Below are 13701 nucleotides of genomic sequence, written 5' to 3' on the forward strand. Positions count from 1 at the left end.
TTCATTTTTAGTAATTAGAATACAACACATATGAAAAAAGTATTTTTATTCATAGCGGTACTTTCTTTGACTTTTTTGAATGCACAAGATATTACAGATGCTTTGCGATATTCTAAGCAAGACATTTTGGGAACTGCCCGCTATAGAGCAATGAGCGGAGCTTTTGGTGCTCTGGGTGGAGATTTATCCGCTTTGCAAATTAATCCGGCAGGATCTGCAGTATTTTTAAATACTTCGGGATCGATTACAATTTCTGCTTCCGGAATAGACAATGACGCTAGTTATTTCAATAACTTCAGCAATGAAAATTCTTCTAATGCCAATTTTAATCAAGTAGGAGGTGTTTTTGTATACAATAACAATAATGAATCTTCTGCTCTCAATCGATTCGCACTAGGAATTGCATATGATCAAACAGCAAATAATTTTGATGAGATATTCATTACGGGAAGAAGTAACAATTCAATAGCAAGCTATTTTACTACTGAAGCCCAAGGAATACCACTAGATCTATTAACACTACAAGCAGGTGAATCTATTAACGATCTATATGCTTTCTTAGGTGAAAATGAAGGATTTAGTGCTCAGCAAGCATTTTTAGGATTTCAAGCATTTGTCATTGAACCTGATGACCCAAATGATCTTGATAATGCTTCATATTCACCCAATGTTGTTGGTAATTCTTTTGATCAGGAATATCGTCACGAAAGTACCGGTCTCAATGGAAAACTGACTATAAACGGTGGAGCGCAAATTCATAAAAACTTTTACATTGGTGTAAATTTGAGCTCTCACTTCATTAATTATGATCGGGTAACAGAATTCTTTGAAGGCAATAATAATGCTGGTAGTGGTGTAAATGAAATCATATTTACCAATCGACTTTCCACTCTCGGTAGCGGGTTTTCTGCACAAATTGGAGGAATAGCCAAGGTATCAAAAATGCTTCGGTTAGGTGCTTCTTTTGAATCTCCTACCTGGTATTATATAGAAGAGGAAACAATTCAAAGATTAGACACGTTTAGTGACACAGATGGAGAAGTTATTATCAATCCTAATGTTGTAAATGTTTTTCCTGAATACACCTTAAGAACCCCTGCAAAAGTAACCGGTAGTATTGCTTTATTATTTGGCAAGCGTGGATTAATAAGTCTTGATTATTCATATAAAGACTATTCTACCATGGAGTTTGACTCAGACTACAACAATAATGACTTTATAATATTAAACAATCAAATTGAACAAGCATTTCAAGGATCTTCTACCGCAAGGCTTGGTGGTGAATGGAGAAACGGTAACTGGAGCTTTAGAGGAGGATATAGTTATGAAGAAAGCCCCTACACCGATGAATTAATTGCTGGCGAAACAATAGGTTACTCAGTTGGTCTTGGATATAATTTCGGAAGAATAAAATTTGATGTTGCTTATGACTATTCTGAACAAGATAGACAACAACAATTCTATCCGGGTTCAGGATTTATTAATGGAGGAAATGTTAACACTTATAGAGACAATCTAACATTTACTTTAGGTTTAAACCTTTAGAAAATAAAAGTTTAAATATTAAAAAAGGAGTTGAATAACTTTCAACTCCTTTTTTAATTTATCGTATCAAAGAAAAATTACCTGCAAAAACCCTTCGCCTCATATTGGGATCAGTAGGTTCATTAAACTCTACTCTAAACCAATAAGCTGATGAAGGCATATTTCTACCATTATACGTACCATCCCATCCAGGACCATTAGGAGTTAGCTGTTTCAGCAATTTACCATATCGATCAAATATATATATCAAAGCCGGCTGAGTCAGCACCTCAGGGTTGATTAAATTCCAGGTATCATTGGTACCATCACCATTTGGGCTAAAAAACTGTGGATACCCCAAAATCATGATAATCTCCGATGTAACCTCACTGGCCGGGCAATTGGCATACCTAGCAACTACCTGATAATCTCCTGCAGGAACACCTGTAAATACCGGTGAAGACTGAAAAGGGATAAATTCTACAAAGGTACCGCTCCCAGAAGGGGATTCTATATCTAATCTATACTCGAAAGCAGTAAGATCACTTGCTTGTATTTCTGCAGAAGTCACTAATTCGGTTGTAATTGTATAACTCCCAGAAAATGACTCTTCTGCAACACTTGGTAATACCTGCTCAATAGCATTAGAGACATCTACAACAACCAATTCATCCGGAGAACCCTCGACTTCAATTCCTAAAATATCTCGTCCTATTAAACGATAAACTCCAGGAGAGTTTATTTCCAAAAAAGGGAATGTCCCTTCTGGAGCTGGAACATCCACAAGATCAGCATCAGTTCCAATAACACCTCTTCTTTGCCACTGAAAAGTTACTGCACCAGGATACCTTCCTTCTATAGTTATCGGAAAACCATCTGGACCACATACCGCTATATCAGGGCCAACACCAGGATCCAGAATACTACAATCTGTTGTTCCTGCTCCATCTGCACCAACATTTGTTTGTTCCATATTTATGACACCAGATTGATCTGAGAAGTTTGTAATTAATATAAGATAGTACTCACCATTTTGTCCATTAGGTATCGTAAATGTTTCTGTAGACTCTCTGGCAAAACTACAATCCATTATATCGGTATTGTCTTGATCTTCTATATAATAATCCGGAAAGTCTATATTGTTTTCACATTCTTCGGGACGTAAATTTTCCATATCCCCATCATTATCACATCCCCGTGGCAGATCCTCTTCGCAATTCACAAAAGAAGTTGGAAAAGGCCCCCAGGCTATGAAATCAACGTCCAACGGGGTTTCATTACGATCAAATCGATTATCCCCATCTGCATCTACCCATTGAGAGATCTCAAACACCAACTCCCCAGGTTCATCTATAAGAATATATAACCACGAATTATTACGTGTACTATCCAGACATCCTAATCCCTGAAAGTCAATATCTTGACCTATGATATTCATAAATGGTGGAAGTTCGACCTCAGAACTAGAACAATAAGGTTCTGCAGATCTACAGGCGACATCAAAATCCAATTGAGCGTACGACCCAATGGTACTAAAAAGGAAACAAATTAGTAGTAATCTGATTTGAGGCAATGGTTTTATCATGCTGATATAACGTTAAAAATTTAATTTTTAGTGCTTCAGCTAGCTTAATTAGGTGGTTAAATATACACAACTTATCTAACAATTGCGAAAACTTTTACAGTATCTGCAATTAGTTAACATAGCTTTTACCAAGTAAAACGACAAAATCGTATCTTTGCACCCAATTATTGGTAGTGGTGTAAGCTGCTATTGAATGGAAAATAAAAAAGAATTGATTAAAATATGAGCTCCATATACTGAAGCTATTATTTTAACCTGTTAAATCAAATTGTGTGAAGATAGATAAAGCCCTCGAAGCTATAGAAGCGTTAGGTGATAATCATGTAGCTACTAGCGCCACCACTCCTCTTAGAGAAGATGCATTTAAACTTAGTGACAAAGAAAAAATTGCATTAATCAAGGAAGATGTAAAACACATTATGGAAACTCTAGGACTAGATCTTACTGATGATAGTCTTAAAGGTACTCCACTACGTGTTGCTAAAATGTTTGTAAACGAAATTTTTTCTGGATTACACCCCCAAAGAAGACCAGACGCTTCTACTTTTGATAATAATTATAAGTATGGAGAAATGCTGGTAGAAAAAAATATCACAGTATACTCTACTTGTGAACATCACTTACTACCCATTGTTGGCAGAGCTCATGTAGCTTATATATCTAACGGAACTGTTGTAGGTTTATCAAAAATGAATCGTATTGTGGATTATTATGCAAAACGTCCTCAGGTACAGGAACGTTTAACAATGCAAGTTGTGGAACATCTTCAGGTAGTTTTAGGTACCAAAGATGTGGCTTGCGTAATTGATGCCAAGCACCTTTGTGTAAACTCCAGAGGAATTAGAGATATAGAAAGCAGCACTGTAACTAGCGAGTTTGGCGGTAAGTTCAAAGATGATTCGGTAAGGCGAGAATTTTTGGATTATATCAAATTAGATACTACCTTTTAATCCAATTACTAACTAAATATTAAGATTGATCCATTATGGCAGCCACACCATTGTACAAAACTCACGAATTAACCATTTATAATTCTATTTCAGGGCAAAAGGAAATATTCAAACCTATTACTGAAGGTAATATAGGGATGTATGTTTGTGGACCTACTGTTTATAGTAATGTACATTTAGGTAACTGCCGAACGTTTATATCTTTTGATTTAGTCTATAGATATCTAAAACACCTAGGGTATAAAGTTCGTTATGTTCGCAACATTACAGATGCAGGACATTTAGAAAACGATGCGGAAGAAGGAGAAGATAAGGTTTCTAAAAAAGCACGTTTAGAGCAATTAGAACCTATGGAGATTGTACAGCGATATACGTTGGACTTTCATAATATCCTGGCCAAGTTTAATAATATTCCTCCGAGTATTGAACCAACAGCGACTGGTCATATTGTAGAACAAATAGAAATCATCAAAACGATTATCGATAACGGTTTTGCTTATGAAGCCAATGGATCGGTATATTTTGACGTGAAAAAGTTCAATGAAACCAATCACTACGGAAAGTTAAGTGGTCGTAATATAGAAGATCTCATTGCTAATACTCGCGAACTAACTGCTCAAAGCGATAAGAAAAATCCTCAGGATTTTGCACTTTGGAAAAAAGCAGAACCTCAGCACATTATGCGTTGGCCTTCTCCCTGGAGTGATGGTTTCCCGGGATGGCACCTGGAATGTACTGTGATGAGTACCAAATATCTTGGTGAGCAATTTGATATTCACGGTGGTGGTATGGATCTAAAATTTCCACATCACGAATGTGAAATTGCTCAAGGGGAAGCAGCTTGTGGAAAAACTCCTGTAAATTATTGGATGCACGCTAATATGCTAACCCTTAACGGGAAGAAAATGTCTAAATCCACCGGAAACATAATTTCTCCGGCGGAGATATTTAGCGGTGATACGGATAAATTAAATAAAGCCTTTGCCCCTTCTGTAGCTAGATTCTTTATGCTTCAGGCACATTACAGAAGTATTCTGGACTTCTCTAATGATGCTCTGGAAGCTTCTGAAAAAGGATTTTATAAATTAATGGATGCTACTCAAGCTATCTCAGGTCTAAAAACCGGAAAAACAACTGGAGGTTTTGATGTTCAAGCATGGAAACAAGAATGCTACAGCGCTATGAATGATGACTTTAACAGTCCTATTTTGATTGCTAAATTGTTTGACGCTGTTAAATTCATCAATACCGTGAAAGAAGAAAAAGCGACTGTATCAGCAAGTGACCTTAATGTATTAAATGAAACAATGAATGCTTTTGTTTTTGACGTTTTGGGCTTAGTTAATATTAACGAAGCTTCTTCTGATATTAGCGATAAACTTTCTGGAACAGTAGAATTATTGATTAAGCTTCGAGCTGAGGCTAGAGCAAATAAAGATTTTGCAACTAGTGATAAGATCAGAGATGAATTACTCGAAATGGGAATTCAACTTAAGGATGGACGAGAAGGCACTAGTTTTTCTTTGAACTAAAATATTTTGGCTTCTAAATTAACTTTAAAAAGAATTTTGGTTTTACCTTTTATAGGGTTAGTAAGAGTATATCAAAACCTTATTTCACCATTAACTCCAGCCACTTGTCGTTATCAACCTACCTGTTCTCACTATACTGTAGAAGCATTGCAAAAACATGGCCTATTTAGAGGTGGGCGATTAGCTATCAAAAGAATCTTTAGCTGCCATCCGTGGGGAGGCAGCGGCTATGACCCTGTGCCTGAAAATGATGAAGAAAAGAGTGTTAACTAATTCAGCATGGCTGTTTACTCATTATTATTGTTTTCATAATCCTTACTTCATTTAAATACCTATATTTACTTTCGCAAAAAAATAATCTATTTACATGTTACTTCCACTAAAAATTGTTTGGAATCCTATAGAAGGAATTGATCTTGGTTTTTTCATGATTCGTTTTTATAGCTTAATGTTTGTCGTAGCATTTTCTTTAGGATGGTATTTGATGAAAAAAATCTATATCCGTGAGAACATCTCGATGGAAAAACTAGATTCCGTCTTTATATATGCCGTTATAGGGACATTATTAGGTGCTCGATTAGGACACGTATTCTTTTATGACTGGGACTCTTATAAAAATAATCTTTGGGAAATTATATTACCCTTTAGGTTTAGTCCAGAATTTGAGTTTACTGGTTTTCAAGGATTGGCAAGTCATGGTGCAGCGATAGCATTCATTATTGCTATGTACTATTACTCTAAAAAGGTGCTACATAAACACCCACTTTGGATTATGGATAGAGTAACTATCCCCGCTGCATTTGGTGGAATTTTTGTTAGATTAGGTAATTTCTTTAACTCTGAAATTATTGGACAACCTACAGATTCTTCTTTTGGGGTAAAATTCGTTAGACAGTTTTATTCAAAATCTGAAGCTATTCAAAGAACAGGAGTCAAAAAAGTTAATGATGCCTACAATGCTATTGTAGAAGACCCTCAATTTGCAAATTTGTTAGAAGCAGTCCCTTATAGTCATCCAGCCCAATTGTATGAAGCATTTGGCTATATATTTGTATCCGTTATATTATGGTTGATTTATTGGAAAACAGATAAACGCCAGAATAGAGGATTTTTATTTGGGATGTACATGATGCTGATATTTATAGTTCGGTTTTTTGTAGAAAACGTCAAAAAGAGTCAAGGAGGTTTTGAAGATAGGTTTGGTGATGTTTTGTCTACAGGTCAATGGTTAAGCATACCATTTGTATTGGTCGGACTTTATTTTGTGATTCAATCGTTAAGAAAGAAACCAGAAGAAGAAAGTAAATAAACTCTTTTTTTAGTATAAAAATATAAAAGCCGATTCTAAAAAGAATCGGCTTTTTACTTACTATATTATTATTCTTTAGAATACTTCATTAGATTCTTTCAGTTTCTCAGTATTTTCAACTAATTGAAGTTCATCTATAATTTTTTGGATATCTCCATCAATAATATTTCCTAGATCATAAAGGGTTAATCCAATTCTATGATCAGTTACACGACCTTGAGGGTAATTATATGTCCTAATCTTAGCAGATCTGTCTCCTGATGAAACCATACTTTTACGTTTCTCAGAATCAGCTGCTTGTTTTTTGGCTAGCTCTAGATCATACAATCTAGATCTTAATACTTTTAAAGCCTTTTCCAGGTTTTTATGTGATGATTTTTGATCCTGACAACTTACAATCATTCCTGTAGGCTCGTGATGTAATTTAATTGCAGAATATGTGGTATTTACTGACTGTCCACCAGGCCCAGTAGAAGTAGTTCTTTCGATTCTTACTTCTGTCATATCAAGTTCTACATCAAATTCTTCAGCTTCAGGCAGCACCATAACTGTTGCAGCACTTGTATGCACACGACCCTGAGTTTCTGTCTGTGGCACACGTTGTACTCGATGCACACCAGCTTCAAACTTCATCGTTCCATAGGCATCTTCTCCATTCACTTCAAAAATGATCTCCTTATATCCACCACTCGTTCCTTCATTAAGATCAACTACACTCGTACTCCAACCTTTGCCTTCGCAATATTTGGTATACATACGAAATAGATCTCCTGCAAAAATACTAGCTTCATCACCTCCTGCTCCTGCACGTATTTCTACCACACAGTTTTTAGCGTCTTCAGGATCTTTTGGCACCAACATAAAACGGATTTTCTCTTCTAATCCCGGTAGCTCCTCTTTAGCTTCTTCCAACTGCATTTTAGCCATCTCTACCATTTCGGCATCACTACCATCAGCAATGATCTCTTCGGCTTCTTTTTGATTATCAGTAAGTTCAATATAACGATCCCTTTCATCCATCAAAGCCCTAAGATCTTTATATTCTTTATTGAGCTTTATGTATCTTTTTTGATCTGCAATAATATCTGGTTGAATGATCAAATCACTAACCTCATCAAATCGTTGCTTTACAATATTTAGTTTATCAATCATAGTCTAACTATCCTATTCATAGAATTTACAAAAGTAAGCTTTTTTGTACAAAAGCCCATATGCTATCCCTACACTAAATCGGGTTTTCTGATTTAAAATATGTATTTTTGAAACCAGTTATGAAAATCAATACTGTAACATATCGTGATCTTCCGTTCATCAAATGGTTTTTTGTATTTACGGTATTATTTAGTTTTGGAGGATACTCTAATTACACCAAGCCCCAAACTAAACCCATTACTACAGAACTTGTTGTATCTGCAGAAGAGGTAACTCGAAAAACTGTTTCTCTTCAAAAAGTATTACAAAAGTATACTAGACAGGATTTTTATTATAAAGATAATTCTGACCTGTTATCATTATCATCACTACACAATGACTTAACAACCAATAGGCTAAAAATATACACTTCTTTTATCTCTTTAGCTCAAAAGCTACAACAATTGGCTACGCTACAAACTTCTTTATCTTCTGAAGAAGATTTTTTTCATTTTAACTTAGGATAAATTTTATCCTTTTGCCTTTAAGGGCAGTCTTCAAAAAATATTAAAAACTACTAACATCTTTATGTAAAGATGCTAGAGACAATTACCATTTATAAAATGAAAAAAATCAAAAAAGCATTGAGGCGATTTGCCTTAATATCTCTTATAGTTATAGCTGCACTAATACCCGTCCCAATATTCTTTAACAAAAAAGAAGGTAAATTTAATGACGATAATGATATTGAACTCGTACAGCAAAAAGAAGATGACACGGATGCAGAAACCCTGGAAATGGATCAGGAATTGAAATCATAAATTCCAAGTTCATTATTCATAATAATTGCCGAATTTTATGAAATATGAGTGATATAAAGAAAATTGGACTAGGCGGTGGATGTCATTGGTGTACAGAAGCCGTTTTCCAATCCTTAAAAGGTATAGCAAATGTTGAGCAAGGGCACATAAGTTCTGATGAAAGTATGCATTTCTCTGAAGCTGTTATTGTATCATACGATCCTAAAATCATACCTTTAAAGCACTTGATAGAAATTCACTTACACACTCATAAAAGTACCGTGAATCATAGTTTTAGAAATAAATATAGAAGTGCTATATATTATTTTGAAGAAATCAGTAAAAATCAAGCTTTAAGTTTTATTGAGGAATTGCAAAGAGAGTTCGATGATTCAATTATAACAAAGGTTTTACCTTTTCAAGAATTTCAACCCTCTAGAGAAGAGCTTTTAAATTATTATCAAAAAAATCCTGAAAAACCTTTTTGCAAAAAATATATTCATCCCAAACTAGAATTACTAAAAAGCAAATATTCTAAAATGATGAAATATAATTCTAATTAGTACAATAAAGAAACTACCTTTCGACTCTTCTTGAGGTGACAGATCTTCAACAATTCATCAAAAAAATAATGAAATTGCTAGTTATAAGTATACGTTCCAAACTCACTTTGTATCGTAAGTTTCTTTTCAGGAGATGTTTCTACTCGACCAACGATCTGAGCATCTACATTAAAGCTTTTAGAAATCTCCATAATTTCTTCTGCAATTTCAGGAGACACATACAATTCCATACGATGCCCCATATTAAATACCTGATACATTTCTTTCCAATCGGTACCTGAATTCTCCTGGATTAATTTAAACAAAGGAGGGACATCAAATAAATTATCCTTTATGACATGTAACTCATCTATAAAATGTAAAATCTTAGTCTGTGCGCCACCACTGCAATGCACCATCCCGTGTATAGTTTCACTATTATACTTAGAAAGGATTTTTTTTATAATCGGAGCATATGTTCTAGTTGGTGACAACACTAATTTACCTGCATCAATAGGTGAATTCTCTACATCATCAGTTAGTTGCGTTTTACCTGAATATACTAGATCGGAAGGCACGGACGGATCAAAACTCTCTGGATATTTCTCAGCAAGAACTTTACTAAACACATCATGACGAGCAGAAGTCAATCCATTACTCCCCATTCCACCATTATACTCTTTTTCATACGTAGCCTGTCCAAAAGAAGCTAAACCTACAATTACATCTCCTGCTTTAATGTTAGCATTATCTATTACATCACCTCTCTTCATACGAGCCGTAACTGTCGAATCTACAATCATCGTTCTCACCAGGTCTCCCACATCAGCAGTTTCTCCACCTGTAGAATGAATGCTTACTCCAAAGCTTTTTAACTCTTCAAGCAACTCCTCAGTTCCATTAATGATTGCAGAAATAACTTCTCCCGGGATTAGGTTTTTATTTCTTCCTATAGTAGAAGACAACATAATATTATCCGTAGCACCAACACACAATAAATCATCGATATTCATAATCAATGCATCTTGAGCTATTCCTTTCCAAACAGAAAGATCACCAGTTTCTTTCCAATACATATATGCCAAAGAAGATTTGGTACCTGCTCCATCAGCATGCATAATTAAGCAATAATCTTCGTCTCCTGTTAAGTAATCAGGAACGATCTTACAAAACGCTTTAGGAAAAAGACCTTTATCGATGTTTTTTATTGCACTATGCACATCTTCTTTTGATGCAGAAACTCCACGTTGTGCGTAGCGTTTGCTAACTTCTTCGCTCATTGTATAAAAAATTAAAGCGCAAAGATAGTTCAATTTCAGAATTTAGAATTCAGAATTCAGAATTATCTTATTCCCAATCCGGCATTGTGGCATTCGGTATCAATCCTATTCTATCTTCTCCAGTAATCGAACTTGTTTGTATATTTCTTGCAGAAATACCATCATTAGAAGTATTGATATAGATCACTGTTACTTCATTAGGCGAAAAACGAGCATCCAAATCATTAGTTCCTGCTGGTTTTTCTACCGAAAGATCAGTTGTAGTATTCGTGCCAAAATTATATACAAACATATGAGAATCTAGTTGACGGAAGTCTGTACTTTCAAAGCCTGAAATATCATAAGTATATAAAAGTTGTGAACCATCTACCGATAGATTAACACCACCTGCCGCTCCAGAAACACCAGACAATACAGTATCCTGAACTACACCTGAAGTATTAATTGTAAAGATCTCTACTTCATACCCATCAAGATTATTAGTTTTTAGAGCAATGATTCCTGTTCTTTCATTTTTATCAACTTCTGTAATCAGATTTCCATTGGCAGTTTGATACACCAAACTTAGGCCACTACCTCCAATATTAATCGAATATAGTTTATCTTGGTTAGGAAATAATAGCTTAGATCCATTATCATCCCAAGAGAAATCGATTTCTTCTAAATTAAACCCTGCCACCCCGACTTGAGAAGTAACTTGCTGTACTCTAGATCCATCCTCATTCATGGTAAACAAATGTGTTTGCGAACCTACAGACTGTAAAAAAGCAATCTTCCCTGTACTTACATTTCTTCTTGGCCTAAAACTATTTTTAGTTTCAGAAGTAAGTTGTATCAAAGTTCCTCCAGCTTCATCTGCAGAATAAATCACGCTATTACCATCCACCAGCCTAGTAAAAACAATCCTGTTATTAGGAGCATTTTGTGTTTCAAAAGCAAAGGAAGCACTATTTACAGGATCGTTAATATCATCACTGCTAATTACCTGCCAAAAATATTTTACTCCATAATTAAGGTTAGTAAGGGTATATGTTGTATCCGTTATATTTTCGAACAACTCGACTTCAGAATTCTCATCATTTCTAAGGCTTACTGTGTATGTAAGGGTATCGTCATCAGGGTCTTTACCAGTCCATACTAGTTTAACTTCGATCGGTTGTTCTGAAGCATTGTCAGCTGGAGCATCCAACACGGCTGCCTCAGGAGGACGATTACCTGCGGTTTCGATATCCATCTCAAAAACTATTTCGAGCTCATTATTTGCAATTACGGATATAGATTCGAACTCTGCTAATAATCCTTCTCGCTGAGCAGAAAGCGAATAATTTCCTGAAGGAACATTCAATATATGATATTCTCCATCAGCATCAGTAAATACAGTACTTGTACCCGGATTAGTCGAAATTTTTACATTTTCCAGAGGCTCATTAGTTCCTGCCTTGACCACAATTCCTTTTACAGAACCAAACCCTGTAAGATCTATAGTATCTTCACTACAAGAAACTGTAGCTAGCACTACAAAAACACCTATTATTTTACTTAAAAATTGCTTCACAACTTAATATATTATCCTTGCGGAGTTACACCCTCATTAATAACTTTTCTATTTCTTTCTTTGAGCTTTCTAAGCTTTTTGTCTTCTTTTCGTTTTTGTTTACGAAGTTTCTTATCCATGTTTAACGGATTATCAAAATACCAATTTAGTCCTAAAGAGAAATTGAAGTATTGATCATCTCTTTTTCCCTGAGCAATATTATCCAACTTATCCCCCAGCAATACATTATGCGTTGCATTAACCGAAATCCCAATATGATCTTCCAGCAAGTATTCAATTCCTCCTCCATATTGAAACTTAAAAAATGTCCTATCAAAACCATCTGTATTTACAGTTCCCATTCCACCAAAAAGAAAAGGTGATAGTTTTTCAAAGGGCAATAAAGTAAGTTCTCCATTTAGGTCTACCGCGTTAAATCCTTCTGAAAACGCATTTTGATTTCTTAATTCAAATTTATTTATGCTGGCATTTATATTAAGATATGGATTAAAATACCATTTACCTCCTAACCGTATAGAGTATGACGGTTCCGGATTATTATAATCGCCACTGATCAATCCCACACCACCATTAGCAAAAATTGACTTTTTTCCTCTTCTTTCCTTAAAATAACGTTCATATAACCCTGTATTCTGAGCTTCATTTTTTTCGGCATTATATTCGGCTACTAACTCATTAACCACTTCTGGTTTTGCCTTAACCGCCCATAACTTATCTTCGATACCTTCAACGATCAATGATTCAACCGCTTTTTCTATGGCCTCAGAAACTGCTAGCTGTGCAGGTTCATTTTTGGTAAACCCGGTTTCTGCTTCCAGCAATCTTCTAAACTTTACATATCTAAAGAAATTAGCATCTATTGCTTGTGAAAGTATGGTTTTAGAAACGTAAACAGTTTTTAAGATTTTACCACTAGATGTGGAAACTGCTCGAAGATAAATTGTAATCCTATCCTGTCTATATTGTGTAGAACCACCTACTCCAAAATATCTTGCTCCCAATCCTCCTGTAATAATATTAGAATCATAGGAAACAATCCCTCCTTCCAGGATAATTCCTGCATATAGAAGTGGTGGCAATTGTGGTTCATTAGGGTTTTTAGATTTTCTATATTCTTTTCTGGTAGAACGTATAATATTACGTTCGTTAAGGAGATTACTAAGGTTTTCTCGTTCTATTGGTACAAACCACTTAGAATCTTCTAATGCTTTTACTAAAATTGTTGTTGCGCCCTGGGTAACTGCGGTACTAAAAGTATTACCTGCTTCAGTAGGTTTATACTGCCCTGTTTGATCTCTAAATTTATACACACCAACCACTACAGGTTCTACGGGAGGAGGAATATTTCTTAAGGTTTTAGACACCTTTGTATCTTCTCCTATTCTGGCTTGCTCAATGGTAATGGGTTGATTAAAATATGTTCCACATCCAGTTAGTAAAAGTGCGCAAGAAATTACTAGAATTACCTGATAAAACTTATGATACATTAATTA

At 35.1% G+C, this 13701-nt stretch carries 13 protein-coding genes; 8 read left to right on the forward strand and 5 right to left on the reverse strand.

Features of this window, described 5'->3' with window-relative positions:
• The first annotated feature begins 30 nt into the window (after positions 1-30).
• Positions 31-1545 (forward strand): transporter, encoded by a 1515-nt coding sequence (locus J8M14_RS10490; RefSeq protein WP_211074564.1) that lies wholly within the window; start codon positions 31-33, stop codon positions 1543-1545.
• A 58-nt stretch (positions 1546-1603) separates the two neighbouring features.
• On the opposite strand, the gene J8M14_RS10495 is transcribed toward J8M14_RS10490, so the two are convergent.
• Positions 1604-3109, reverse strand: a complete 1506-nt coding sequence (locus J8M14_RS10495; RefSeq protein WP_211074565.1) for a T9SS type B sorting domain-containing protein — start codon at positions 3107-3109, stop codon at positions 1604-1606.
• Positions 3110-3381: 272 nt separating this feature from the next.
• On the opposite strand from J8M14_RS10495, the gene folE reads away from it, so the two are divergent.
• The 4 genes from folE to lgt all read left to right on the forward strand — a co-directional run bounded on the left by folE (position 3382) and on the right by lgt (position 6900).
• Positions 3382-4059 carry a GTP cyclohydrolase I FolE gene (gene folE / locus J8M14_RS10500; RefSeq protein WP_211074566.1) on the forward strand — a complete coding sequence of 226 codons (678 nt, stop codon included), beginning with the start codon at positions 3382-3384 and terminating at the stop codon, positions 4057-4059.
• Between the two features lie 35 nt (positions 4060-4094).
• On the forward strand, positions 4095-5591 hold the full coding sequence (gene cysS / locus J8M14_RS10505) for a cysteine--tRNA ligase (RefSeq protein WP_211074567.1): 1497 nt from the start codon (positions 4095-4097) through the stop codon (positions 5589-5591).
• Positions 5592-5597: 6 nt separating this feature from the next.
• On the forward strand, positions 5598-5864 hold the full coding sequence (gene yidD / locus J8M14_RS10510; RefSeq protein WP_211074568.1) for a membrane protein insertion efficiency factor YidD: 267 nt from the start codon (positions 5598-5600) through the stop codon (positions 5862-5864).
• A gap of 94 nt (positions 5865-5958) precedes the next feature.
• A complete protein-coding gene (gene lgt / locus J8M14_RS10515; protein WP_211074569.1) occupies positions 5959-6900 on the forward strand; it encodes a prolipoprotein diacylglyceryl transferase in 942 nt (313 codons plus the stop codon).
• Between the two features lie 75 nt (positions 6901-6975).
• Here the strand turns inward: lgt and prfA are convergent, their stop codons facing one another.
• Positions 6976-8052, reverse strand: coding sequence for a peptide chain release factor 1 (gene prfA / locus J8M14_RS10520; protein WP_211074570.1), 1077 nt, complete (start codon positions 8050-8052; stop codon positions 6976-6978).
• A gap of 119 nt (positions 8053-8171) precedes the next feature.
• Here prfA and J8M14_RS10525 point away from each other — a divergent pair, with 119 nt between their 5' ends.
• The 3 genes from J8M14_RS10525 (at position 8172) to J8M14_RS10535 (ending at position 9394) form a co-directional block, all read left to right on the forward strand.
• Positions 8172-8558 carry a hypothetical protein gene (locus J8M14_RS10525; protein WP_211074571.1) on the forward strand — a complete coding sequence of 129 codons (387 nt, stop codon included), beginning with the start codon at positions 8172-8174 and terminating at the stop codon, positions 8556-8558.
• A 96-nt stretch (positions 8559-8654) separates the two neighbouring features.
• Positions 8655-8852 (forward strand): hypothetical protein, encoded by a 198-nt coding sequence (locus tag J8M14_RS10530; protein WP_211074572.1) that lies wholly within the window; start codon positions 8655-8657, stop codon positions 8850-8852.
• 44 nt (positions 8853-8896) lie between these two features.
• A complete protein-coding gene (locus J8M14_RS10535; RefSeq protein WP_211074573.1) occupies positions 8897-9394 on the forward strand; it encodes a peptide-methionine (S)-S-oxide reductase in 498 nt (165 codons plus the stop codon).
• Positions 9395-9471: 77 nt separating this feature from the next.
• On the opposite strand, the gene J8M14_RS10540 is transcribed toward J8M14_RS10535, so the two are convergent.
• The 3 genes from J8M14_RS10540 to J8M14_RS10550 form a co-directional block, all read right to left on the reverse strand.
• Positions 9472-10653 (reverse strand): AIR synthase related protein, encoded by a 1182-nt coding sequence (locus J8M14_RS10540; protein WP_211074574.1) that lies wholly within the window; start codon positions 10651-10653, stop codon positions 9472-9474.
• A gap of 67 nt (positions 10654-10720) precedes the next feature.
• Positions 10721-12208 (reverse strand): carboxypeptidase regulatory-like domain-containing protein, encoded by a 1488-nt coding sequence (locus J8M14_RS10545; protein WP_211074575.1) that lies wholly within the window; start codon positions 12206-12208, stop codon positions 10721-10723.
• Between the two features lie 11 nt (positions 12209-12219).
• On the reverse strand, positions 12220-13695 hold the full coding sequence (locus J8M14_RS10550) for a CsgG/HfaB family protein (protein WP_211074576.1): 1476 nt from the start codon (positions 13693-13695) through the stop codon (positions 12220-12222).
• Between the last annotated feature and the right edge of the window lie 6 nt (positions 13696-13701).

The organism is Aquimarina sp. MMG016 (assembly GCF_018100805.1).
Taxonomy (GTDB): domain Bacteria; phylum Bacteroidota; class Bacteroidia; order Flavobacteriales; family Flavobacteriaceae; genus Aquimarina.

Excerpts from the sequence above, each read along its gene's own strand:
- J8M14_RS10490 (WP_211074564.1), top strand. The coding sequence starts at position 31 with ATGAAAAAAGTATTTTTATTCATAGCGGTACTTTCTTTGACTTTTTTG.
- J8M14_RS10495 (WP_211074565.1), bottom strand. The coding sequence starts at position 3,109 with ATGATAAAACCATTGCCTCAAATCAGATTACTACTAATTTGTTTCCTT.
- cysS (WP_211074567.1), top strand. The coding sequence starts at position 4,095 with ATGGCAGCCACACCATTGTACAAAACTCACGAATTAACCATTTATAAT.
- lgt (WP_211074569.1), top strand. The coding sequence starts at position 5,959 with ATGTTACTTCCACTAAAAATTGTTTGGAATCCTATAGAAGGAATTGAT.
- prfA (WP_211074570.1), bottom strand. The coding sequence starts at position 8,052 with ATGATTGATAAACTAAATATTGTAAAGCAACGATTTGATGAGGTTAGT.
- J8M14_RS10525 (WP_211074571.1), top strand. The coding sequence starts at position 8,172 with ATGAAAATCAATACTGTAACATATCGTGATCTTCCGTTCATCAAATGG.
- J8M14_RS10530 (WP_211074572.1), top strand. The coding sequence starts at position 8,655 with ATGAAAAAAATCAAAAAAGCATTGAGGCGATTTGCCTTAATATCTCTT.
- J8M14_RS10535 (WP_211074573.1), top strand. The coding sequence starts at position 8,897 with ATGAGTGATATAAAGAAAATTGGACTAGGCGGTGGATGTCATTGGTGT.
- J8M14_RS10540 (WP_211074574.1), bottom strand. The coding sequence starts at position 10,653 with ATGAGCGAAGAAGTTAGCAAACGCTACGCACAACGTGGAGTTTCTGCA.
- J8M14_RS10550 (WP_211074576.1), bottom strand. The coding sequence starts at position 13,695 with ATGTATCATAAGTTTTATCAGGTAATTCTAGTAATTTCTTGCGCACTT.